This is a genomic window from Vibrio sp. D173a (assembly GCF_030248475.1).
The window spans coordinates 1-22,263 of the sequence record NZ_JAHGAH010000084.1 but is presented as its reverse complement, the minus strand read 5'-3'; the positions used below and the strand labels follow the sequence as shown (position 1 = coordinate 22,263).

21 protein-coding genes and 1 pseudogene are annotated in these 22,263 nt (G+C 46.9%); 14 read left to right on the top strand and 8 right to left on the bottom strand.

Annotated features, from left to right (window positions below):
* Positions 1-93: 93 nt before the first annotated feature.
* The 3 genes from KIV40_RS09830 (at position 94) to KIV40_RS09820 (ending at position 4,908) form a co-directional block, all read left to right on the top strand.
* A complete protein-coding gene (locus tag KIV40_RS09830; RefSeq protein ID WP_285348942.1) occupies positions 94-3,258 on the top strand; it encodes an EAL domain-containing protein in 3,165 nt (1,054 codons plus the stop codon).
* A gap of 64 nt (positions 3,259-3,322) precedes the next feature.
* Positions 3,323-4,102: a class I SAM-dependent methyltransferase gene (locus KIV40_RS09825; protein WP_012126721.1), complete on the top strand. Its 780-nt coding sequence runs from the start codon at positions 3,323-3,325 to the stop codon at positions 4,100-4,102.
* A 206-nt stretch (positions 4,103-4,308) separates the two neighbouring features.
* Positions 4,309-4,908 (top strand): hypothetical protein, encoded by a 600-nt coding sequence (locus KIV40_RS09820; RefSeq protein ID WP_134977773.1) that lies wholly within the window; start codon positions 4,309-4,311, stop codon positions 4,906-4,908.
* Positions 4,909-4,974: 66 nt separating this feature from the next.
* On the opposite strand, the gene KIV40_RS09815 is transcribed toward KIV40_RS09820, so the two are convergent.
* Together KIV40_RS09815 and uspA are read right to left on the bottom strand one after the other, a co-directional pair.
* Positions 4,975-5,853 (bottom strand): carboxylate/amino acid/amine transporter, encoded by an 879-nt coding sequence (locus KIV40_RS09815; RefSeq protein WP_285348939.1) that lies wholly within the window; start codon positions 5,851-5,853, stop codon positions 4,975-4,977.
* 70 nt (positions 5,854-5,923) lie between these two features.
* On the bottom strand, positions 5,924-6,349 hold the full coding sequence (uspA, locus tag KIV40_RS09810) for a universal stress protein UspA (protein ID WP_005430021.1): 426 nt from the start codon (positions 6,347-6,349) through the stop codon (positions 5,924-5,926).
* 156 nt (positions 6,350-6,505) lie between these two features.
* Between uspA and ftnA the strand changes: the two genes are divergently transcribed.
* From ftnA to KIV40_RS09795, 3 genes are all read left to right on the top strand, one after another.
* Positions 6,506-7,033 (top strand): non-heme ferritin, encoded by a 528-nt coding sequence (ftnA, locus tag KIV40_RS09805; protein ID WP_285348937.1) that lies wholly within the window; start codon positions 6,506-6,508, stop codon positions 7,031-7,033.
* Positions 7,034-7,123: 90 nt separating this feature from the next.
* Positions 7,124-7,447, top strand: coding sequence for a universal stress protein UspB (gene uspB / locus KIV40_RS09800; RefSeq protein ID WP_038890180.1), 324 nt, complete (start codon positions 7,124-7,126; stop codon positions 7,445-7,447).
* Positions 7,448-7,601: 154 nt separating this feature from the next.
* On the top strand, positions 7,602-8,795 hold the full coding sequence (locus KIV40_RS09795; RefSeq protein WP_285348935.1) for an NAD(P)/FAD-dependent oxidoreductase: 1,194 nt from the start codon (positions 7,602-7,604) through the stop codon (positions 8,793-8,795).
* Between the two features lie 90 nt (positions 8,796-8,885).
* Here the strand turns inward: KIV40_RS09795 and KIV40_RS09790 are convergent, their stop codons facing one another.
* The 6 genes from KIV40_RS09790 to KIV40_RS09765 all read right to left on the bottom strand — a co-directional run bounded on the left by KIV40_RS09790 (position 8,886) and on the right by KIV40_RS09765 (position 15,402).
* Positions 8,886-9,647, bottom strand: coding sequence for a hypothetical protein (locus KIV40_RS09790; protein ID WP_285348934.1), 762 nt, complete (start codon positions 9,645-9,647; stop codon positions 8,886-8,888).
* Complete coding sequence (locus KIV40_RS09785; RefSeq protein ID WP_285348932.1) at positions 9,632-10,153, bottom strand: sigma-70 family RNA polymerase sigma factor; 522 nt, start codon at positions 10,151-10,153, stop codon at positions 9,632-9,634. Before KIV40_RS09785 ends, KIV40_RS09790 begins: the two co-directional genes overlap by 16 nt.
* 10 nt (positions 10,154-10,163) lie before the next feature.
* On the bottom strand, positions 10,164-10,871 hold the full coding sequence (locus KIV40_RS09780; protein ID WP_045456016.1) for a hypothetical protein: 708 nt from the start codon (positions 10,869-10,871) through the stop codon (positions 10,164-10,166).
* 14 nt (positions 10,872-10,885) lie between these two features.
* The gene (locus tag KIV40_RS09775; RefSeq protein ID WP_005430041.1) at positions 10,886-11,683 is read right to left on the bottom strand and encodes a substrate-binding domain-containing protein; all 798 of its coding nucleotides are present in this window, start codon (positions 11,681-11,683) and stop codon (positions 10,886-10,888) included.
* A gap of 166 nt (positions 11,684-11,849) precedes the next feature.
* The gene (locus KIV40_RS09770; RefSeq protein ID WP_285348928.1) at positions 11,850-14,297 is read right to left on the bottom strand and encodes a GGDEF and EAL domain-containing protein; all 2,448 of its coding nucleotides are present in this window, start codon (positions 14,295-14,297) and stop codon (positions 11,850-11,852) included.
* Positions 14,298-14,493: 196 nt separating this feature from the next.
* Entirely contained in the window at positions 14,494-15,402 is a 909-nt protein-coding gene (locus KIV40_RS09765) for a DMT family transporter (RefSeq protein ID WP_285348927.1), read from the bottom strand.
* Positions 15,403-15,571: 169 nt separating this feature from the next.
* Here KIV40_RS09765 and rmuC point away from each other — a divergent pair, with 169 nt between their 5' ends.
* The 8 genes and pseudogenes from rmuC to KIV40_RS35420 all read left to right on the top strand — a co-directional run.
* On the top strand, positions 15,572-17,104 hold the full coding sequence (rmuC, locus tag KIV40_RS09760; RefSeq protein ID WP_285348925.1) for a DNA recombination protein RmuC: 1,533 nt from the start codon (positions 15,572-15,574) through the stop codon (positions 17,102-17,104).
* 78 nt (positions 17,105-17,182) lie between these two features.
* Complete coding sequence (gene ubiE / locus KIV40_RS09755) at positions 17,183-17,962, top strand: bifunctional demethylmenaquinone methyltransferase/2-methoxy-6-polyprenyl-1,4-benzoquinol methylase UbiE (RefSeq protein WP_005429980.1); 780 nt, start codon at positions 17,183-17,185, stop codon at positions 17,960-17,962.
* 11 nt (positions 17,963-17,973) lie between these two features.
* Entirely contained in the window at positions 17,974-18,609 is a 636-nt protein-coding gene (locus KIV40_RS09750) for an SCP2 domain-containing protein (protein WP_285348923.1), read from the top strand.
* Positions 18,606-20,240 (top strand): ubiquinone biosynthesis regulatory protein kinase UbiB, encoded by a 1,635-nt coding sequence (gene ubiB / locus KIV40_RS09745; protein WP_038890193.1) that lies wholly within the window; start codon positions 18,606-18,608, stop codon positions 20,238-20,240. Before KIV40_RS09750 ends, ubiB begins: the two co-directional genes overlap by 4 nt.
* A gap of 48 nt (positions 20,241-20,288) precedes the next feature.
* On the top strand, positions 20,289-20,537 hold the full coding sequence (gene tatA, locus KIV40_RS09740) for a Sec-independent protein translocase subunit TatA (protein WP_005429959.1): 249 nt from the start codon (positions 20,289-20,291) through the stop codon (positions 20,535-20,537).
* 3 nt (positions 20,538-20,540) lie between these two features.
* Complete coding sequence (gene tatB, locus KIV40_RS09735) at positions 20,541-20,939, top strand: Sec-independent protein translocase protein TatB (RefSeq protein WP_005430029.1); 399 nt, start codon at positions 20,541-20,543, stop codon at positions 20,937-20,939.
* A gap of 68 nt (positions 20,940-21,007) precedes the next feature.
* A complete protein-coding gene (gene tatC / locus KIV40_RS09730; RefSeq protein ID WP_005429982.1) occupies positions 21,008-21,757 on the top strand; it encodes a twin-arginine translocase subunit TatC in 750 nt (249 codons plus the stop codon).
* Positions 21,758-22,159: 402 nt separating this feature from the next.
* Positions 22,160-22,263: pseudogene (locus KIV40_RS35420) on the top strand (IS66 family insertion sequence element accessory protein TnpB); the annotation flags it as partial.

Sequence of the window (22,263 nt, the reverse complement as noted above, 5' to 3'; positions counted from 1 at the left end):
AGGTTTGGAGTTCATTTTATACTCACAGCGGACAGGATTCACAAGGTTTAGGCAGGGATAACCGCGAGGTAGTTCTGAAGTCATGGAGTTGATGTGCCACTTTTTCTGTTTTTCATAGCGCTTATTTTCAGTGCTGTCGCCACGGCGCAAGAACAAAAAGTCCTCGTTGTTCACTCTTACCATCAAGGTTTTTTTTGGACCGATTCTATTCAACGTGGTTTCGCCCGGCAACTTGAGGGGCACCCGCTTGATATCCGTATTCTGTATCTTGATTCTAAGCGCAGTCAGAGCCAGCAATTCTTCAATCAGTTGGAATCCCTTTATCGTACTAAACTGAGTGAAGAGCATTTCGACGCGATCGTCGTCAGTGATAACAACGCACTCGCTTTAATGCAACGTCTGTCAGACGTGCTAGATAATACTCCTGTCATTTTCAGTGGCATCAACAATTACGATCCCTCTTTACATAAGGGATTGAGAGCCACAGGCGTGATTGAAGATGTGGACTTGCTTGCAAACCTTGCTCTTATCGAGCGATTGCATCCCAAGCACAAGCAGGTTCTTGTCGTCAGTGACCATTCTGTTACTGGTGCGGCACTTCGTGCTAAGATCGAGAATTTTCTCGATAATAATCCTATATATCGCGATAAAGTTCGCCACTTCATTCCTGACAGTGTTGAAACGTTAAAGCAAAAAGTGTCGAAAATGAACATCGATAACGTAGTGTTGTTCTGGACTTACTATCGAGATATCCATGGCAATATCGCGACCGATAAAGATTGGCGTGATATCAACCAAGCCTCCAATGCTCCTGTATTTATGGTGCATGATGTTGGACTCGGGCATGGCGCGGTTGGTGGTGTTATTCAAAGCGGTTACCGCCAAGGTTTTGAGGCGGCGAAGTTGCTGACGCAAGTCCTCGATAACCCAGCACAGCCTTTGCCTGCGGTGGTGAGTGCAGAGTCGGACATCAAACTCGATTATCAATCGGTGGTGCGTTGGGGCTTAGGAGTAGAGCAAGAAGCCTCATCGGCATTCTTCAATAAGCCCGCAGAGTTTACTGAGCGGTACGCACGAGAAATCAAACTGTTTGGCAGTGTTTTGGTGGCGATGACCATCATTATTTTGCTGCTCAGCTACTATTTACAGCGAATTCGTCGCAGTGAGAGCATCGCCCGTGAAAGCCAAGCGATTTTAGAGTCGGTTTTTGACCAGAGTATGCAGTACATGGGTATTCTCGACCAACATGGTTTGCTCAAATCAGGTAACGATCGTCTGCAATCTTTATTTAATCGTCAAGAAATGCGTGTCGATCGTCCACTTTGGCATCACAAAGACTGGAGTGAGGAAGCGCGCCAATTACTCGCCAGCTATTTTCACTCTAGTCATCGCCAAGTGGCCACTTTTGAGGCTGAAATCTGGAACAAGGAACACGGTGCTATGGTGCTGGAAGTGTCTCTCAAACCGTTTTCACAACAAGTGGCGAACCAAGAGCAATATTTGTTTGAAGCTCGCGATATCACCAGCCGTAAAGCGATGGAAGACAAGCTCTATCATCGCGAATCAAGTCTGCGTAATTACTATGAGCAGCAGCCTGTGATGATGGTGACACTCGATAGCAATAACCGCGTGCAAGAGGTGAATCACTTTGCTCAGCAGCTTTTAGGCTATCAACCGTTGGATATGCTGGGGCATTACTTATATTCATTCTACTGCGATGAAAAAGCACTCTATCCACGCCAAGTTTTGTTGCAGCCACAGCAGGTGATGAACGGGGTTTGGCGTCGAGAAATCGAATATCGTCATGCCGATGGTCATAGCGTATGGGTACGTGAAAACATTCGCCCATTAAGAGATTCCGACCAATTGTTGATCGTTGGGGAAGACATCACCGAGACAAAGAAGCTCGCCAAGCAGCTCGAATATCAAGCGCGCTACGACTTACTGACCGATACCTACAATCGCAACTACTTCGAGCTAGAGCTGCAAACGGCGCTGAGAGAAGTAGAAAGCCACCGTCGAGTGCATGCGATGTTGTACCTCGATCTTGATCAACTCAAAGTACTCAACGACACAGTAGGCCACGATGCGGGTGATGCCGCGATCCAGTTCTGTGCCAGCATGTTAGAGGAAGTCTTGCCATACAACGCGGTATTGGCGCGCATGGGCGGTGATGAATTTGCGGTGTTATTGAAAGACTGCGATGAGCACGGCGCGATTAATATTGCTAAGCAGATCATCTCTACGTTGGGTGAGCAGATTTTCCGTTGGGAAGACACGCAACTGTTTATGAGCTGCTCGGTGGGCGTTCGCATCATCGACCATACGGCAGAGACGCCACAAATGGTGCATGCTCAGGCGGACTCGGCTTGCCATGCGGCGAAAGAGCAGGGGCGTAACCGCTATAACTTGTTTAGCTTGGACAACGAAGAGTTGCGACACCGCCAGTTGGAGATGCAAAGCGTTAATTTGGTGCATGAGGCGCTATCGAGTAAGCGTCTTGAACTGTTTGCTCAGCGTATTTTGAATTTGAGTGGTGAAGGTTCACCATTGTGTTTTGAGATTTTGGTGCGTATTCGCAATGCTCAAGGCAACTACTTATCCCCCGGCGTCTTTGTCCCTGCCGCTGAGCGTTACAACATTGCTCACTGGATTGATAAACAAGTGATTAGCCAAACTTTAGAGTGGTTTGAAGCGCGTCCAGAAGTCGTGGAGCAGCTCGGTCGCTGTGCGATTAACTTGTCTGGTCAATCAATGGGTAACCAAGAGTTTATCGACTTCCTTCTAGCACGTTTGCAGTCGTCTTCGATTCCTTGTGAAAAAATCTGTCTAGAAATCACTGAAACGGCAGCGATGAGCAACATCGATCAAGCGCTCGACGTCTTCACTCGTGTTAAAGCGCTGGGATGCTTGATTGCGTTGGATGATTTTGGCTCCGGTTTATCGTCTTTTGGCTACTTAAAGAAACTTCCTGTCGATATCGTGAAAATTGATGGCCTTTTCGTGCGAGATATCAACGTAAACGAGATGGATCGCGTGATGGTGCGGTCAATTAAAGATTTAGCCAAGCAAATGGGTAAAGTCACGGTGGCAGAGTTTGTTGAGAATGACCAAGTTAGAGCGTGTTTGGTCGATCTTGGCGTCGACTATGGCCAAGGTTATGGCATCGGTCATCCTAAGCCTCTGGCTGAGCTAGTCAACGAACTCCAACAACTTGAGCCCAAGAGTAGAAAGTCATCTAACTTATCCCCAGCCTAGCAATTAGAGGTGGGTTGGGTATACACTCAGCGCCAGTTAAACCGATTTTTACTGGAGCCTCCTTTTGCAACTGCAATTGATTTGTGAAGACCCATCTCAACAGTCTCACCTTGATGAACTCGCTGCGCGTTGGCAGCTCTCTCACACTGACGACAGTGACTTTGCCCTAGTCCTAACGACTGAGCGCTTAGAGCTGCGTAAAGTGGACGAGCCAAAACTGGGTGCGATCTTTGTTGATTTGATTGGTGGTGCAGTCGGGCATCGTCGCAAGTTCGGCGGCGGTAAAGGTCAGGCGATTGCGAAAGCCGCAGGTTTGAACAAAGGCGCAACTCCAACCGTACTGGATGGCACAGCGGGTTTAGGGCGTGATGCGTTCGTATTGGCGTCGCTAGGCTGTAAAGTGCAAATGGTAGAGCGTCATCCGGTGGTCGCTGCATTGTTGGATGACGGCTTGGCACGTGCGAAACACGATCCAGAAATCGGGACTTGGGTATCAGAGCGCATGTCTTTGATTCACGCTTCTAGCCATGACGCACTGGAGCAATTAGCGCAAGATAAAGACTTTCTCCAGCCCGATGTGGTTTATCTCGATCCAATGTACCCGCACCCTGAAAACAAAAAGAAATCGGCATTAGTGAAGAAAGAGATGCGTGTCTTCCAATCTTTGGTTGGTGCAGATCTTGATGCAGATGGTTTGCTGGCTCCAGCAATGGCATTGGCGAGTAAGCGTGTAGTGGTCAAGCGCCCAGATTACGCAGACTGGCTTGATGAGCAAAAGCCAAGCATGGCAATCGAAACCAAAAAGAACCGTTTCGATGTGTATGTGAAGGCATCAATGGCGTAACTCGCCTAAACGCCTGACGACAAAAGCTTCTCCTCACAGCGCCTGATTTGGCGCTGTGTTTGTATCTGGCGTTTACTCCGCTTATTGATACTTTTCTCTTGCTAATTCGGCATACTGACTGTATATCTAACTAAGAATTATTATTATTACACTTGTGTGATGTCGTAGAGTAAGACCGTCGAGAATTGGGAAGCTGGAGTAGTAGCATGGCGAAACGATTATGTAAGATGAGCCGCAAACAGATTGCTGAAAGTCTGGGTGATATTCACCGTCTAGTGGTGGCGCCTAAGTTTGTCTGTCGCTCTTGTGCCCGTTCTTCTGCCTCGAAAGATACCTTGTGTAAGCCTGCTGCGATTCCTCCTCAAAAATGCCAAGACAAGCCGCTGTCCGAGCAACAGGCTTGTGGTTTGTTAGTGGAAGCACTGCCCACTTCGTCCTTGACTCAAGATACCCCAATTATCATGGTGCCAGAACAAAGCGCAGAGAAAGCCGCGATCGTGAAGCGTGTAGTGGAACGAGTGAAAGAGAAAAAACTGGCAGCAAAAGTCGCAGCCGTAACCTCAACAACTAAGCTAGAGGCGCCAGCAATGTTTGATTTATCAGATAAGAAAGCGCTGAAGAAGGCGAAAAAAGCGGTCAAGAAACATTATAAACAGCAGAAGAAGTTGCTTAAGTTAGCCAAAAAGCAGCAAAAATTGCTAAAACGCCAACGCAAGCTTGAAGCGCGAAATGCCAAACTAGAGGTGTTGCTACCAACGCCACCAAACACGTTGATGAGCACAAGCTCGCAAGCCAAAGTGCATTAATCGAATCACATCAAAAAAACGCTCTCCAGTTGGAGAGCGTTTTTTGTTTTTCGGGAATGAATCTGGCTACTTGTTGGCGTAACTCATCTCTACGCGTTTTTTCACCCAAGTTTCGTTAATCCACAGCGATAGCATGATGATTGCACCACCAATGGCAAGTCGCGTCACATCGACATCGCGGTTCCAAATCACGATATTCACAATCAAACCAGCAGGGACGAGTGCGTTGTTCATTACCGCAAGTGCACCAGCATTCACCATGGTTGCGCCTTTGTTCCACGCGAAATAACCAAAACCCGATGCGATCAAACCAAGGTAAGTCAGAATGCCCCATTGCGTTGCTGTGGTTGGCATCTTATCTAAGTTCCCCATCAGAGCAAAAGCAACGGTTGCCACACACAGTGCACCTAAGTAGAAGTAACCAAATACTGTGTGCTGTGGCAGCTCAACCGATTCGGTTTCCATAATGTACTTGTAGCCGACCTGACCGATGGCAAAACACAGGTTCGCCCCTTGCACGACCAAAAAGCCCATCAAGAAGTTCTCATTGATGCCCGCAAACTTAATCCACGCCGCGCCCAGTACCGCAATTGCCGCCGTAACCAAATACCAAGGCGAGAATCGACCTTTCAAGAAGTCATAAATCAAGGTGACGTAAATAGGGGTAAATACGGTGAACAGCAGTACTTCTGGTACAGAAAGGAGTAGGAAAGACCGGTAGTAGAAGCAATACATTAAGCCGAGTTGGAAGCCGCCCACGATCATCAATTTCGCGATCAGCGATTTGCTTACGCCACGGAATTTTAAGAAAGGAATGAAGACCAAGCTTGCCAGCGCAACGCGCATGAAAACTGAGAACCAAGAATCTACCTGACCGGCAAGGTAAACGCCGATCAGGCTAAATGAGAATGCCCAAAGTAGGGTAACTGCGGATAGATAAGCCATGGATGAGAATCTTTATCAACAACAAATGTGCCCGCAGTCTAACCAAGTTTTAAGGTCGAGCCAACGCAAATCAGTCTTTTAGCGGTACGACCAGCATGTCGACAGGTGAGCAGTTAATAAGCTGACGCGTCGAAGAAAGAATCTTGCTCCAGAAATCTTGGTGATGACCACAAACCACCAAATCAATGTTGTAGTCCTGAATGGTATCGCAAAGCTCGTTACTCAAATCACCGCTACCGACTAACGTATGCGTGATTGGGTACTCTGCGTATTCTTCAAAATTCGCTAATTGTGTACGAGACGCTTCCATCGCTTGGTGCTGCGCCTCCGCCATGTTGATGTCGATAAGCCCGGTGTAAAGCTCGGCGTAATTCACATCGATATGAATGAAAGAGACTTTCGCATCCAGAGGTTTAGCCAGCGATACGGCTTTCTTAATCAACACTTTACTGTCGTCTGAGAGGTCGACTGCCACAAGTATGTGTTTGTAACTCATATTGCTATCTCCTTGATAAGGTCATAGTGTCAGATTAGCACTAAGTGTCAGAAAATTTTGCTGAAGTGATCTCATATCAATATCGTAGGTATAAAGTCTTGCCTCAGTAATCATGTTATAGTGGCGCAAAACGCATGCATATAAATAGGAGTTAACATGCTGTCTCAAACTATGGTTGAACAATTGAATGAGCAAATTAACCTAGAATTTTTCTCATCCAATCTATACTTACAAATGAGTGCTTGGTGTGAAGACAAAGGTTTTGAAGGTGCGGCTGAATTTTTACGCGCTCACGCCGTAGAAGAAATGGAGCACATGCAACGTCTTTTCACTTACGTGAGCGAAACTGGCTCAATGCCAATCCTAGGTGAAATTGAAGCACCAAAGCATGACTTTGCTAGCCTGGGCGATGTTTTCCGTGAAACCTACGAACATGAGCAAATGATCACGGAAAAAATCAATAAATTGGCACATGGTGCATTTACAAGCCAAGACTACTCTACGTTTAACTTCCTACAGTGGTACGTGGCTGAACAGCACGAAGAAGAGAAGTTGTTTAAAGGGATTTTAGATAAGATCGAATTGGTTGGTGAAGATGGTAAAGCATTGTTCTTCATCGATAAAGATCTAGCACAAATGGCGAAAGAAGGTTCATCTTCAATTATGGATGCTCCAGCTGCATAACGCGTTCTCAACGCGCTAAGTAGCGGGTTAAGGGCGAAGCATTGATCGTCTTTATCTCTTGAGCATCATTGAAGATGTAGGGAGGAAAAGATGATCAGTGGAGACACAATCTTATTTGCGCTAATGGTGGTAACAGGGCTCAACATGGTCCGTTATCTCACCGCTCTTCGTTCTCTTATACACATCATGCGTGAAGCGCATCCTTTGCTTTATCAGCAAGTGGATGGCAATGGATTCTTCACCACCCATGGTAACGTCACCAAACAGGTGCGGTTGTACCATTACATTAAGAGTAAAGAATATCACCATCATCACGATGAGATCTTTACCGGCAAGTGCGAAAGGGTGCGTGGGTTATTCATTTTATCGACCGCATTACTTGGTGTAACCCTACTGGCAGCCTTCATTTTATAGGCCAGCAAGCAGTGCTTGGAATTTAAGCGCTTTTCCCTCTCGACTTTTGTCGTTAGAATAGCGCCAGCAGAAAGCAAGGATGTGCATCACGCACATCCTTTTTTATTTTTGGATTTTGGACATACCAATCTAAATAAGTAATTGAGCGTTACCCATGAGTAAGAAATTTGATGTTGTTGTAATCGGTGCAGGTGCGGCGGGTTTGATGTGTGCAGCAGAAGCAGGCAAACGCGGACGCAGTGTGCTCGTGCTGGATCATGCGAAAAAGCCAGGACGTAAAATCCTTATCTCAGGTGGTGGTCGTTGTAACTTCACTAACTACGACGTCTCAGCGAGCAACTACTTATGCCAAAACCCACATTTCGTGAAATCGGCATTGTCTCAGTACACCAACTGGGACTTTATCTCGATGGTCAGCAAGCATGGCATCGAGTTTGAAGAGCGCGATCACGGACAGCTGTTCTGTGTTGATGCATTTACCGCAAAAGACATCGTTAAGATGCTACTAGCAGAATGCGACATGCCAAATATCCAACAACGCTACCAATGCGATGTACATTCGATCGAGAAAACCGATGCGGGCTTCCGTCTGCATGCGGGTACTGAAAACATCGAATGTGAATCTTTGGTGGTGGCTACCGGCGGTCTGTCGATGCCTAAATTGGGCGCGACGCCATTCGGCTACAAGATTGCTGAGCAGTTCGAGCTTCCAGTAATTACCACTACGGCAGGTCTGGTGCCATTTACGCTGCACAAAGAAGACAAAGAAGATTTCGCTGAACTATCGGGCATTGCGATTCCAGCAGAAATTACGGCGCAAGACGGCACCATGTTCAAAGAAGCGCTGCTGTTTACTCACCGTGGCTTGTCTGGTCCATCGGTGTTACAGATCTCTTCATTCTGGCGAGCGGGTCAAAAGGTGACGATTAACCTCGTACCAAACGACGACATCGCCGAACTGCTAGAACGCAGCCGCGAGAAGCACCCGAACCAATCTCTAAAGAACACGCTAGCAAAAGTGCTACCAAAGCGTTTGGTTGAAGTGCTGATTGAACGTAAAGAATTGGCAGACAAACCACTTAAGCAGTTCAACCAGAAAGAGATGGCAACCATCGTTGAGCGTCTGGAAAACTGGGCGGTTGCACCAAATGGCACAGAAGGCTATCGCACCGCAGAAGTGACCTTAGGCGGCGTAGATACCGATCACCTGTCTTCAAAAACCATGGAATGTAAGAACATCAAAGGTTTGTTCTTCATCGGCGAAGTGATGGACGTAACTGGCTGGTTAGGTGGTTATAACTTCCAATGGTGTTGGTCGAGCGGTTTTGTTGCTGGTCAGTGGGTGTAGTTAACAATTTCTCCGCAATAGCGATGGACTCATAATGACGACCATCGCTGCTGTTCAATACCATCTTAGACTTTACCGAAAGCTAAGGGCTTATGATGCTTTGCTTGTTGGAGGGTTGCTTAGTTCTACACAACGGCCTCGATATAAAATCTCACTGTTTGGGTCGCGATTATCGGTCACTAACAGTTCAGAACTGTTTTTAAGCGTTTGCCACTCAGTTGGCGACATATAGCGGACGTTATTTACATTTTCTAGGCTATCAATGAGTTTGAGCTCACCGGTATTTCCATCTCTCATCCACACCATTGCTCTATCCATAGGTACTTTCGCCATCGCACGATTTCGCTGCATGCGGATGCTTGATTGCCCGGGCTTTTCTCCTTGATAGGCGACCAAAGCAAAATGGTCTTTTTGGCTCTCAGAAGACATCATGGCTAAGTAACTAATAGGGCGCACCTGTGCGATTTCTGTTGGTTGCGAGGTTGGTGATACAAAAGGTTGTAGCGACAACCCTATGAGCAGAGAAAAAGCCATGCTAATAGGGAGCCACCACCAACGCATAGTCTGAGTCTGCTTCGATGGTTTGATTGTTTGGGATGCGATGTTTTTCCATACTTGGCGTGGCGGAGGTTTCAAGTTGCCTTCAGAATGTGTCATATCGATTGCTGGGGTTAAGCTAGACAAATGCTGATGCCAAAGGTCGATGTGTTCCCACCAAGTGGGATCTGATCGCATGAGGGTTTCCAACCTCTTTCGTACGAGTGGCGTTAATGTTCCCAGAACGTATTCGCCGGCGAGTTTATCTCTTAGCTCTTGATTTTGATAACGTGCGTTTTTTAATTGGTTAGGCATCGTTTTAGCTCCTGTAAACCTCGGCGAATCCACGATTTCACTGTGCCAAGTGGAGTGCTCACATGGTGGACGATCTCTTGATGACTCATCCCGTGCTGATAGGCCAAGATAATCGCATTCCTTTTTTCTTCAGCGAGCGAGTTTAGGCAGTATGATAAGTTGGCTCCTGAGTCAGATGTTACTTCGAGAGCGACCTCTTCGGGGGGCTTTACCAGTTGTTCTTCCCCTCGGTTGTTCCGCTTTCTAATTTCATCTATAGCGAGGTTTCTCATACTTTGGCATAACCAAGCCCAAGGGTGATTTACTGGATATTGCTGGTTGTTGTGCCAGAGCTTTACGAACCCCTCTTGAAGTATATCTGCTGCAACGTGTTCGTCTTTAACGACGCCGAGGATAACGTTGAAAAGCCGGGTACTGGTTAACTGGTATAGCGCTTCGAACGCAGTTTGGTCACGAAGCGCTACTTGGGAAAGCAGTAAACCTATCTTATGTTTATCGGTGTTCACGCTTTCCTCATTATTGTTCTACAATGTGCCAGACTTGTTTTACGCCATTCCCGCTAGTGTCGCCGAGCTTTTGATCTTTTATCCAACGATAAAGGGGTTTGTTGTGATATGTCCATTGATATGAGTCGTCGTTGCGCTGAGTCACACCAAATCCTCCCGTCAGCTTTAGATTTTCTATCCCCTTTTGAGTTATCTCTGTATCCACAAGAGCAGGTGGCCACTTAGAGGCGCAATCATCGTAGCAAACAGATTGGTTTGGCTTATCTTTATCAAAGGTATAGAGAGTCTTATTATGGCTATCGACGAGATAACGTTGCTTACCATCATTGAACAGTCTGATGGTGACATCATCCGCTCGGGCTAGTGGCCAAACGCCTTTGATGCCCGCACCTGTGATCTCTCCTTTCTGAGAGTCTTTAAGCCAGCGATAAAGTGGTTTTCCGTTCAAAGCCCATTGTTTGTTGCCGTCTTCTCTTGTTATTTGGCTGAAGCCTGCTTGCGTACCGAAGTGCTTGCTGGATTGTGCGGTTACAAGAACAGGCGGCCATAACTTCTCACATTGGTCAGTACATACAGATTTCCCAACAGGATCTTTGCTAAAGGTATAAAGTGATTTGCCTGAGGCATCGGTGTATACCTCTCCAACTGACGTAGTTGTTGTTGGCGCAGCAAAACTAGTTGAGGTGACCAGTAATGCCGAAAATAATAGTTTTTTCACAGTCGTTTTCCTTATTAACGAGTCCAACCTTCGCGAGTGAAAAAGGTTTCTCCCTCACTGCTGTTAACGAAATCAATGAAAGCTTGAGTTTGTGGATCTGCACCTTTTGCCTTTGCTAGTGTGAGATCTCGGTAGATGCGTCTTTCTGGCTCAATTTCTACATAGTCGACTTTATCGGCATGGTTGAGCGGCCAGTGAATCCAAGTGATCCACGCATCAGCCTTTTGTTGTTGAAAAGCTTTGAAACTTGCTCCGCTGCCTTTGGCGTAAGCAATGATTTTTTTGCGAAAGTTCTGTACGTCAGCCAGTGAACCCGTGCGTCCTGCGACATCTTCCCAAACGCCTGTACCGGAAGTGTTGTAAACCCCTAGACCTTCAGTCACGACTATTCGCGCTGGTTTTTCGAGTAGGTCTTTAATCCCGTTGATATTTTTTGGGTTCCCCTTTGGGACCGCAATCACTGCACGGCGCAAGTACACTGGCTCAACATCTTGATCGGTAATAAAGGGGTAGGTTTCAACAAAAGCGCTCATGGATTGTTCTGCGGATCCAAAGATTAAGTCAGCATTTTTCTGTGCATCTTTCGTCCACTTTGATTCAGGTCCAGCGATCACGTTTACCGTCACCTTACTTTTTTTACTGAAAGCTTCTGCGGCATGACGGAGAGCGGTGTCGGGGCCTCCTGGGCCATAGACATTGATTTCTCCATCGTTTGGTTTATGGATAATGCTCGGGTCGAGCAGTGGTGACGCCAGTGTTGAAGTACTGGTGAGCAGAGCGGTCAATCCTGCCGCGATTATGTGATATTTCATGTTTTCTCCTAACCATTAATGTAAACAAGCGGATAAGAGACGAAAGAAACGGTCGATTGGATGCGGGTAAGTAAAAAATTTTTGTATAACTAAAAATGGGCGCGTTGTTCTGGGAAGTAACCATTTGTAGAGAAAGTGAAAGACCGAGTCAGTGCTCGGTCTTTTTTTATTTAAACAACTTCTCGGCGCGAACTGGGGCGCTAAAGCGGAAGCCTTGTCCGTAGATGCAGCCGCGCTCGAATAAGTATTGGGCTTGTTCGTCGGTTTCGATGCCTTCGGCAACTACTTTCAATGACAGGGTTTGCCCCATCGCAATGATGGCATTCACGATCGCATTGCTGTCGGTGTTGCTTGGAACATCGCTTACGAAAGAGCGGTCGGTCTTCAACTTATTGATTGGCAGACCTTTGAGGTAAGACAGTGACGAGTAACCGGTACCAAAGTCATCAAGAGAGATCTCAATGCCGAGTTCGCGCAGTAAATTCAGTGATGCGATGGCTTGTTGTGGATCGATCAGTAGGAAGCTTTCGGTGATTTCCAGCTCTAGACGGTGCGCCGGGAATTCAGTCTCTTTGAGAATTACACCAAGTTTGCTGATGAAGTCTGATTGTTGTAGCTGAAGAGCGGATACATTCACCGCGAGCTTGCCAAATTCAATGCCGTTATCCAGCCATGCGCGACCTTGCAAACAAGCTTGCTCCAAGACCCATTTACCAATGCTTTGAATCAAGCCGGTTTTCTCTGCAATCGGGATAAAGTCCGCTGGAGAAATCATCCCAAGATCGGGATGCTGCCAACGCAGTAAGGCTTCTACGCCAACCAGTTCGTTGGCACTTAAGTTGTATTGCGGTTGGTATGCTAAATGAAGTTGGTTTTTCTCAATCGCTTCATGCAGAGCAGACTGCATACGCACGTGAGATACGGATTTATCGGTCAAATCTGGTGAGTAGAATGCGTAGCCGTTACGACCGTTTTTCTTCGCTAAATACATGGCAGTATCGGCGTTCTTGAGCAAGGTTTCGCTATCTTGTCCGTCTTGAGGATAACGCGCCACGCCTACGCTGGTGGAGATACGTAAAGATTCGTTCTTACTGACTTCAAAAGGACGGTTGAAAAGGCAGAGTATGTCCTCAATGGTGTCGATCAGCTGCGAATCCGACTCGATATTCGGCAATATAATCACAAACTCATCGCCACCAATACGTGCTACATGAGCGCGTAAGTGCAACACATCTTGCAGACGTTCAGCGAGCTTAGTCAGGAGCTGGTCGCCACAGAAGTGCCCCATACTGTCGTTGATGTGCTTGAAGTGGTCGATATCGAGGAACAGGGTCGCAAACGCGTGTTGATGTTGCTTACCACTCTCGATGTGCTGTTCGAGCAAGCTGATCAAATGGGTACGGTTAGGCAGGTTGGTCAATGGATCGTAAAAGGCCATGCGTTGCAGTTTTTCTTCATGAGCTTTACGTACCGAGATGTCCTCGAACACACAGATGTAGTTAATCAGATGGTTTTTATCGTCCATCACCGCGCTGATGGTGGCGAGCTGCGGGTAAATGCTGCCATCTTTTTTACGGTTGATGAATTCGCCTTTCCATTGCCCCTTACTTTCTAATTGACGCCACAACTGTTGATAAAATTTGCTGTCATGGTGCCCAGAGCGCAGGATGTTGGGATTCTTACCGATCACTTCTTCGGCTGTGTAGCCAGTGATGTGGGTGAAGGCGCTGTTCACATCGAGAATATTGGCTTTACGGTCGGTGATCACCATCCCTTCGTGGGAGTTATCGAAGATTTTCGACGCCAATGACAACTGAGTTTCCACCATCTTTCGACGAGTGACGTTACGTGTCATGCCTAAAATGCCGACGAGCTCACCGGTTTGGCTGCGGATTGGCGATTTGATGGTTTCCAACCAGGTTGGGTTGTTGTTGTCATCAATGAGAGTGCATTCTTCGACGGTATTTTGGCTGCCAGTCGCGATCACCAACTGGTCGGTATCAATGAACTTCTTCGCTCGACGACTGCTAAACAACTCGAAGTCATTCTTGCCAACAATTTCACTGCCCGTCATTTGCCAAGAGTCTTCAACGCTGCGGTTGGTCATCGCATAACGACCATCGGTACTTTTTATCCAAGTGTGGTCTTCTAAGCAGTCGATGAACTCTTGCAGTGATGGCAGTAACTCTGGCAATTGAACATCGTGGCGCTTCTGCTCTTTATGATAAGTCTGAGCAACATCAAAGCCGATGCGTCCCGCTAATGCGCTTAACCACCCAGAAATAACAGTATTTTGCTCAGTTGGATGAACTAAGGCGAGCGCAGCAAACAGTTCTCCGCTCGGCAGCCATACCGGGCAGTAACTCAAGGTTTGGCTTTGAAAGGGCGTTTGTTCAACAACGAGTTGAGGATAGGTAAAGCACTCAGTGGCAGGATCGAGAATCGCAACGACTTCACGATGATGCTGCGGCGATGTGGCTACCTCACTCAAACGCCATTGGCGAGTGTAGCTGAACGTATAAAGCTGACCGTGCGCCTGTGTGGCATCACAGCATTGTTGCAGAGCCTGTTTCCAGTCAGTCATCAATGCAGGGGAGATAGCGAAGCGAAACATAATTAATAAAGCATCCTGAAACGCCCTTGGATTTGAATTTTGAACATCTGACTAGACGTAAATATCGGGCTTTGGCTATATCGTATCCAAAGCCCAGACAAATCCAAGCAAGGAACACTTCATTAATCGGGTAAACTGTTAGCTAGCTCTCTTTTTTATAAATCGCGTCTCATTTTTGCAATGGTTTCGGGCGATGTTACTGAGCGTTGTTTGCCTGTTTTTGCTGCTTGCCAAACCTCACTTGTTGAATGACCAAACCGCTGATGATCAGCACCAAGCCAATCAAAGTGGATGGATGAATCTCTTCGCCAATGATAGTAGAAAGCAGCATGAGTGAGATGAACGGTGAAGCAAAAATCAGATTGCTGATGCGCGCTGTGTTCTCGGTTAACTTCAGTGCAGATAGCCATAACACGAAGGTTACGCCCATCTCAAACAGACCAACGTAGGTCACTGCCGCCCAACCTTTCGTGGTGATCTGGCTCCAATTTGCGCCTTCGTAAATGCTTAAGCCAATCGCAAAGGGAATCGCCACCAGAAAGCCCAATAGTACACCTACTACAGGGTCGGCTTTGTTTTTGGTGTTGAGAATCCAGTAACTTGCCCACAGCAATGTAGAAAGCAGCGCTAGCCCGACACCAAGTGGGCTTTCGAACTCCATTCCCAACACATTGCCTTTGGTGGCAATCACGATAACGCCCAAGTAACTAAAACCACAAGCAATCCAGTCTTTGCTGCGGATCTTCTGACCTAAGAAAACCGCTGCCATTAAGGTGAGTGTGATCGCCCAGCTGTAGTTGATTGCCTGCGCTTGAGAGGCTGGCAGTAAGTCGTAGGCTTTAAACAGAATAAGGTAGTACGCTAGCGGGTTAATCAGCCCAAGTAGTAAGTAGTACCAAGGGTTGGAAAGGAATGTTGAGCTGAGCTGATTCAACTTCCCCTGTACACCACATACCATGATGAGTGCGATGGCCGAGACAATACTCGCCATGGTCAGCATCTGAATCGGTGTGAATTCCGCCAAAGTCAATTTAAATGCGGTCGCTACTGTTGACCAAAGTAATACCGCTGATAGCCCAAATCCTAGGGCGCGACGCTCGTTCATGATGCCTCTGTGTGATGATGTACCGCTCATTGCTGTTGGTTTGAGCTAGTGTGAGAATGTTGTACGGAGCGCCTAGTGTATGCGAGGATTTTTCATGCAACAAACTGGACATTTATCCAGTATGTAAATACCATTATTAGAGATAAAAAACACAGGCTAACTCGCTATTATGCAATGGATTCTTGAGCATCAATCTCTCATTTTGTCTTCTCTTTTTACCGCGACCATCAGCGGTGTTGCAGTGGGTTGGTTGGTCAAACAGCGCTTTGCCACACAAACTCAATTGCTCGAACAACAGCTCTCCTCTGAAAAACAGCTTCATCAACAACAACTTGAACAGGTGAAGCAAAACCTCTCCGATGCGCAGCAGGAATTGGATGAGCTCGATGATGAACGCGATAAAGCGGCATTCGAGGTGCGCCAAACTCATGGTAAATTGATGGCGGCGATGGAAAAACTGCGCTATTTCGAAGCTGTGAAGCAAGAGCGTCAGCAGTATTTTGATGAGCTAGGGCAGATGCGTGAACACAAATCGCGCCTTGAAACTCAGCTTCGTGAGCAGCAAGCGCGCCACGAGCAAATCAACCAAGCCAATGCGGAAAAACTGCAAATTCTTGAGCAAGCAGAAACGCGTTTGAAGCAGCAATTTGAGCACTTAGCGAATCAGTTGTTTGAAGAGAAAACCGCCAAAGTCGACATGCAAAACCGCCAGAGTTTGGAAGGTTTGCTGTCTCCACTGAAAGAGCAGTTAGAAGGGTTCAAAAAACAAGTTAACGACAGCTTCAGCCAAGAAGCCAAAGAGCGTCACACCTTGGTGCATGAGTTGAAGAACCTGCAACGTTTGAATGAGCATATGACCAGAGAAGCGGTCAATCTGACTCAAGCTTTGAAAGGTGACAACAAACAGCAGGGCAACTGGGGTGAAGTGGTTCTGGCTCGTGTCTTGGCAGAATCTGGTTTACGTGAAGGGCACGAGTATCAAACTCAGGTGAGCTTGCAAAACGAAGCCGGCAAACGCTATCAACCGGATGTGATTGTTCACTTACCGCAAAACAAACAAGTGGTGGTCGATTCGAAAATGGCGTTAGTGGCGTACGAGCGCTACTTCAACGCAGAGAACGACATTCAACGTGAGCAGGCGCTAAGTGATCACCTAGCCGCGCTGCGCGCGCACATCAAAGGCTTGAGTCTTAAGGATTACCACCAGTTAAAAGGCATACAGAGCTTAGATTATGTGTTGATGTTTATTCCGGTGGAACCTGCATTCCAAGTTGCGATTCAAGCTGACCCAAGCTTGGTTAAAGATGCAATGGAACAAAACATTATTTTGGTCAGCCCGACCACTTTGCTGGTGGCGCTACGTACGATAGATAACTTGTGGCGTAACGAACGCCAAAACGAAAACGCCCAATTGATCGCTGAACGTGCTGCGAAGCTGTATGACAAACTGCGCTTGTTTGTAGACGATATGGAAGGGCTTGGCGGCGCATTAGACAAAGCCAACCAAACTTACCAAGGGGCGATGAATAAGTTGGCGACAGGGCGTGGCAACGTGATCCGTCAGGCGGAGAGCTTTAAGCAACTTGGTGTTGAGGTAAAACGTCCTATTTCTCCTGACCTTGCTCAGTTGGCGCAGACGGAGTCATTTTCGGAAAATGCTTCTTTAGTAGAAAGACATCCGGCTGAGGATAAAGTAAACTAATCGCCCGCAGTACAGTGGGCGAATATATTTGTCAGCAACCGCCCCGAAGTGAGAAAGTGCTGCCCAAGAGGAATCAGAATGACGGACACAAGTGTGCAATCAAATACAGCGTTAGATAACGACACTACCCACTTTGGTTTTACCACAGTGGCAAAAGACGAAAAAGTGACCAAAGTTGCCGAAGTTTTTCACTCAGTGGCAGCGAAATACGACATCATGAATGACTTGATGTCCGGCGGCGTTCACCGCCTTTGGAAGCGATTCACTATTGATTGCAGTGGCGCTCGTCCAGGTCAACGTGTTCTTGACCTAGGTGGTGGTACTGGTGACCTGACGGCGAAATTCTCGCGCATTGTTGGCGACCAAGGTCACGTGATCCTAGCGGACATCAACAACTCAATGCTGAATGTAGGTCGTGACAAGCTACGCGACAACGGCATTGTAGGTAACGTGCATTACGTGCAAGCGAACGCAGAAGAACTGCCGTTCCCAGATGATTACTTTGACGTGATCACTATCAGCTTCTGTCTACGTAACGTAACTGATAAAGACAAAGCACTGCGCTCGATGTTCCGTGTGTTGAAGCCAGGTGGTCGTCTGTTGGTGCTTGAGTTCTCAAAACCAATTCTAGAGCCGCTATCAAAAGTGTACGACGCGTACTCTTTCCACCTATTGCCGAAAATGGGTGAGCTAGTGGCAAATGACGCAGACAGCTACCGTTACCTAGCAGAATCTATCCGCATGCACCCAGATCAAGACACGCTGGAAGGCATGATGAAAGAAGCGGGCTTCGAAAACACCAAATACTACAACCTAACGGGTGGTATTGTGGCGCTGCACCGCGGCTACAAATTCTAAGGATAAGCGGTATGCCATTTGAACCTCTTATCACTGCCGTTATTGAAACGACATTAAATACGCTGATTAAAGACGATCCTGAATTGGGTCGTCGTTTGTCACGTCTTAAAGGTCAGGTGATTCAAATTCATCTGAAAGAAATCAATAAGACGCTGACGTTCATCTTCAGCCAGCAAATCGATGTTTTGGGCAACTATGAAGGTCAGCCAGATTGTTATCTGTCGTTGAATCTAAGTGTACTGCCTGAGCTGCGCGATCAAGCCAACATCACTCGCCTTATAAAGCAAGATAAGCTTGAGCTTGAAGGTGATATCCAATTGGCGCAGAAGTTTTCTCAGTTGATGGTGGATTGCAAACCCGATATCGAAGAGTGGCTGTCTCGCGTGACGGGTGATGTCGTGGCACATACTTTTGTGCAAGGCACCAAAAACGTCGGCGGTTTCTTTGCTTCTCAAGCAGAAAAACACCAGCGTCATCTTGCTCAAGTAGTAACAGAAGAGTGGAAGCTGGCGCCAGCACCGCTAGAAATTGCCCACTTCTGTGACCAAGTGGACGACGTACGCAGCCAAGCCTCTCGCGTTGAAGCGCGCCTAAACGCATTACTAAACAAATGCGATTCGGATAAGCCTGCGCTGGAGAACTCATGACGCCAGCAGAAATAAAACGCTTATACCAAATCATTAAAGTTCAGCTGGAATACGGCTTGGATGAGTTGCTGCCTGATCATCAACTGACCAAAGCGCCGCTTTTGATGCGCAAAAGCCTATTCTGGATTAAGAACAAGCACCCAGAGAAACCGCTGGGTGAGCGCCTTCGTCTCGCTCTGCAAGAACTTGGTCCGGTTTGGATTAAGTTCGGTCAGATGATGTCGACTCGCCGTGACCTTTTCCCTCCGCATATCGCTGATCCTCTTGCTCTTTTGCAAGACCAAGTAGCGCCATTTGATGGGCAGTTAGCGAAAGAACAAATGGAACTCGCTCTGGGCGGTCCATTAGAAAACTGGTTTACTGAATTTGATATCAAACCGTTAGCGTCTGCGTCGATTGCTCAGGTGCATACCGCGCGATTAAAAGACACTAACCAAGAAGTGGTATTAAAGGTCATCCGTCCAGATATTCGTCCGGTCATTGATTCAGATCTAAAACTGATGCACCGAATGGCGCGTATAGTCGCCGGAGCGATGCCTGAAGCACGTCGTTTGAAACCCGTCGAAGTGGTTCGTGAGTACGAAAAAACCTTACTTGATGAACTCGATTTGCGTCGTGAAGCGGCGAACGCGATTCAACTGCGTCGTAACTTCGAAGGCAGTGAAGAGCTTTATGTACCAGAAGTTTTTCCTGACTTTAGTAATGAAACTGTCATGGTTTCTGAGCGAATATATGGCATCCAAGTCTCTGATATTGAAGGCTTGGAAGCGAATGGCACCAATATGAAATTGCTCGCGGAACGCGGTGTGAGTGTGTTCTTCACTCAGGTGTTCCGAGACAGCTTTTTCCATGCCGACATGCACCCGGGCAACGTGTTCGTTAAACCGGAGCATCCAGAGAATCCGATGTGGATTGGGCTGGATTGCGGGATCGTTGGTACACTTAATAGTGAAGACAAACGCTATCTGGCGGAAAACTTCCTCGCTTTCTTCAATCGTGACTACCGCCGTGTAGCGGAATTGCACGTTGATTCGGGCTGGGTACCTGCTGATACCAATGTCGATGAATTTGAATTTGCGATTCGCATTGTGTGTGAGCCAATCTTTGCCAAGCCACTTTGTGAGATCTCTTTCGGTCACGTATTGTTGAACCTGTTCAACACAGCGCGTCGATTCAATATGGAAGTGCAGCCGCAGCTTGTATTGCTACAAAAAACGCTGTTGTACGTCGAAGGTCTGGGCCGCCAGTTATACCCGCAACTTGATTTGTGGGAGACCGCGAAGCCTTTCCTTGAAGAATGGATGATGAACCAAGTTGGTCCGCAAGCTTTAGTGAATGCCATTAAAGACCGCGCGCCGTTTTGGGCAGAAAAGTTACCGGAACTGCCGGAGCTGCTTTACGATAGCCTGAGACAAGGTAAAGCCATGAATCAACGCATGGATCAGCTTTATCAAGGTTACCGTCACAGCAAGCGTCAGCAGGCGACAGGAAAGTTTTTATTTGGCGTTGGAGCCACTTTAGTCGTATGCTCGGCAATATTGGTGGATAACGCTTATGAGCAGCTATCGATCGCTAGCGGTATCGCAGGGGTCACATTTTGGCTGCTTAGTTGGCGAGCTTATCGTCGATAGACGTTAAACTCTTGAAATAATTTTGTTTAAAGACCCGAGGTAAAAAGAATGGGTGGTATCAGTGTTTGGCAACTTCTAATCATTGCTGTAATTGTTGTATTGCTATTCGGAACTAAGAAACTACGCGGTATCGGTGGCGATCTGGGTGGTGCCGTTAAGGGCTTCAAAAAAGCAATGAGCGAAGATGAGCCTGCGAAGAAAGACGACAAAGACGCAGACTTCGAGCCAAAAAGTCTAGAAGAGCAGCAAAAGAAAGAAGCAGCTCCTGAATCGAAAAAAGACAAAGAGCAGGCGTAAAACGTGTTTGATATCGGTTTTTGGGAACTGGTATTAATATCTGTTGTTGGTCTGGTTGTTCTTGGTCCCGAGCGTTTGCCACATGCCATCCGCAGTGTCTCTCGTTTTGTCGGTGCAGCGAAGAGTATGGCAAACAGCGTCAAAGACGAGTTGTCACACGAGCTGAAAGTTCAAGAACTGCAAGAAAACTTGCGCAAAGCTGAGCAAATGGGGATGGATGATCTGTCTCCTGAGCTGAAATCTTCGGTCGAAGAATTGAAGAAAGCGGCGCAATCTGTAAACCGCCCTTACGCGGAGCCAACCAAATCAGAAGCGGAGCCTAAACAAGAGGCACCAGCGACTGAAACCGTTGAGAAAGCGGAAGAGATTAAGGTTACAGCGGCAGATAAGAAAGCCGAATAGTCTCATTAGGAGGAGCTACTAGTGATTGGTAGCTCCTTTTTGATCAGGTTTTAAAAAAGAGGTTTGCCATGTCTACCGTCGAGCAGACACAACCTTTAATTAGTCATTTATTAGAACTTCGCAACCGACTGCTTAAAGCCATTGCTGCAGTATTGGTGGTGTTTGTTGGACTAATTTACTTCTCTAACCACATCTATGAGTTTGTCTCAGCGCCTTTGGTAGAGCGTCTACCTGAAGGTGCCACGATGATTGCAACCGATGTGGCTTCACCGTTTTTCACGCCTTTGAAGCTAACCTTGATTGCTTCGGTGTTTATTGCGGTGCCGTTTATCTTGTACCAAGTGTGGGCATTTGTTGCTCCGGGCTTGTACAAGCATGAACGTCGATTGATCATGCCACTGCTGTTCTCGAGCTCACTGTTGTTCTATTGCGGCGTGGCGTTTGCCTACTTCGTGGTATTCCCGCTGGTGTTTGGCTTCTTTACTGCTATCTCTCTTGGTGGGGTAGAATTCGCAACCGACATCTCGAGTTACCTTGATTTTGTTCTGGCGCTGTTTATGGCGTTTGGTATTGCGTTTGAAGTGCCTGTAGCAATTATCTTGCTATGTTGGACTGGCGCAACCACACCACAAGATCTGAAAGAGAAGCGTCCATACATCATCGTGTGTGCGTTTATTGTCGGTATGCTATTGACGCCGCCGGATATGATCTCGCAAACCCTTCTAGCAATCCCTATGTGTTTGCTGTTTGAGGTAGGCTTGTTCTTCGCACGTTTCTACACACGTAAAGACGACGAACAAGAAGAAGTGGAAGAGTAACTCCAAACATCAATATTAAAAAAGCGGCGCACAGCCGCTTTTTTAACTTCAATCATCACCTGATTCGTCTGATGTGCCCGCATTGAGAACAGACATATACTTCTTTAATTCCAATCAATTTTTGAAACCAACTGCGCTGTTGACGTTGTAAATACACTCCGTGATTACACATTGCTAATCCTATCTTTTTTATTTTATAAGCCGGCGGGCATTTTATGTAAAATAATGTGCATAACTCAATAGGACTAACTATATAGTTGAGTATTAGATTGTATGATTATGAAATGATTGGTTTGTAGCACTAAATTATCCATACCAAGACGTAAGCGCTCCATAAAACCCGCATTCTAATCGCCTAGCGCGAAGAATAAGATCAAGTCTCCAACCATGAGGAGATTTGAAATGGGAAAACGACACACTAATCAAGAATGGCAAACGCTCATCGAGCAGCCTGAATCGAGTTCATTGTCAACGCTTGCATTTTGTAAGCTTAATGAACTCAATCC